The following is a 1,352-nucleotide window of genomic DNA, read 5'->3' as shown; positions in this document are numbered from 1 at the left end:
ACTGCAACTGCACTCGTGTGGTTCGGTGCTGGTAGACCTGTTGCGTGGTGTTGGATCAGGCTGTGGCGGAGCTGGATTCGTTGATGGTGAGGATCGGGGAGCGGTTCACTCGTGCCGAGCCGCGCGGGCGGGCTCGGGATTATGTGTGCGGGCTCGTGGCCGGGCTGGAACGTAAGAATGGCTGGACACTCGCGGAACGTGCTGGTGAGGGCTGTCCGGATGGGATGCAGCGGCTGCTGCGGGCCGCGGACTGGGATGTCGAGGCCGTGCGTGACGATGTGCGTGACTACGTGGTCGAACATCTCGGCGATCCCGAAGCGGTCCTGGCCGGTGACGAGACCGGGTTCTTGAAGAAGGGCGTGAAATCTGCTGGCGTGCAACGGCAATACTCGGGCACGGCCGGTCGTACGGAGAATTGCCAGATCGGGGTGTTTCTGGCGTATGCGTCCAAGCATGGGCACGCTCTGATCGACAGGGAGCTCTACGTCCCGGAATCGTGGACCAGCGATCGGAACCGCTGCCGCGACGCCGGCATCCCCGACGAGGTCGAGTTCGCGACCAAGCCGCGGCAGATGATCGCGATGCTGGAGCGGGCGCTGGCCGCGGGGGTGCCGTTCATGTGGTTCACCGCTGATGAAGCCTATGGCCAGGCCGGCTACCTGCGGGCCTGGCTCGAGGACCATGACGTGTTCTATGTGATGGCCACCCGCTGTGACCACCAGTTGACCACCCGCGCCGATCGTATCGCCCGCGCTGACGAGCTCGTCGCCGAGTTTGCCTCCCGATCGTGGCAGCGGTTGTCGGTCGGTGCCGGCGCGCACGGGCCTCGCGAATATGACTGGGCGCGCCGCCAGATCGAGGGCACCTGGACCTCCGGGCGCGGGCACTGGCTGCTGGCCCGGCGCAGCATCAGCAACCCTACCGAGATCGCCTACTACATCTGCTACGGCCCGGCGACTGCACGATTGGTCGACCTGGCCTGGACCGCCGGGTCGCGCTGGCACGTGGAAGAGGCATTCCAGCAGGCCAAGGGCGAAGCCGGCCTGGACCACTACCAGGTCCGCAAATGGCGCGCCTGGTACGCCCACATCACCCTGTCGATGCTTGCCCTGGCCTGGCTCGCCGCAACGAAAACCCTTGCCGCAAAAGGGGACCCAGCAGCCTCGACGAAGGCATGATCGCACTCACACTACCCGAGATCCGCCGCCTGCTCATCGCGTTCGTGCTGACCCGACTCAACCCCGCCCAGCACATCTGGGGCTGGTCGCGCTGGCGGCGACGCCGCCAGCACCAAGCCCGCTTATCGCACTACCGCCGCCGCGGCCACCCACTCACCTGAGTGCAGTTGCAGT

At 66.3% G+C, this 1,352-nt stretch carries 2 protein-coding genes; both read left to right on the top strand.

Annotated elements, in window-relative coordinates:
• The first annotated feature begins 44 nt into the window (after positions 1-44).
• The gene (locus tag NV1_RS41615; protein ID WP_067905244.1) at positions 45-1,178 is read left to right on the top strand and encodes an IS701 family transposase; all 1,134 of its coding nucleotides are present in this window, start codon (positions 45-47) and stop codon (positions 1,176-1,178) included.
• Positions 1,175-1,339 (top strand): hypothetical protein, encoded by a 165-nt coding sequence (locus NV1_RS44890; protein ID WP_169813566.1) that lies wholly within the window; start codon positions 1,175-1,177, stop codon positions 1,337-1,339. Before NV1_RS41615 ends, NV1_RS44890 begins: the two co-directional genes overlap by 4 nt.
• Positions 1,340-1,352 lie beyond the last annotated feature (13 nt).

It is taken from the genome of Nocardia vaccinii NBRC 15922 (genome assembly GCF_001613305.1).
GTDB classification, from domain to species: Bacteria; Actinomycetota; Actinomycetes; order Mycobacteriales; family Mycobacteriaceae; genus Nocardia; species Nocardia vaccinii.
This window is presented reverse-complemented; position numbering and strand designations above follow the sequence as displayed.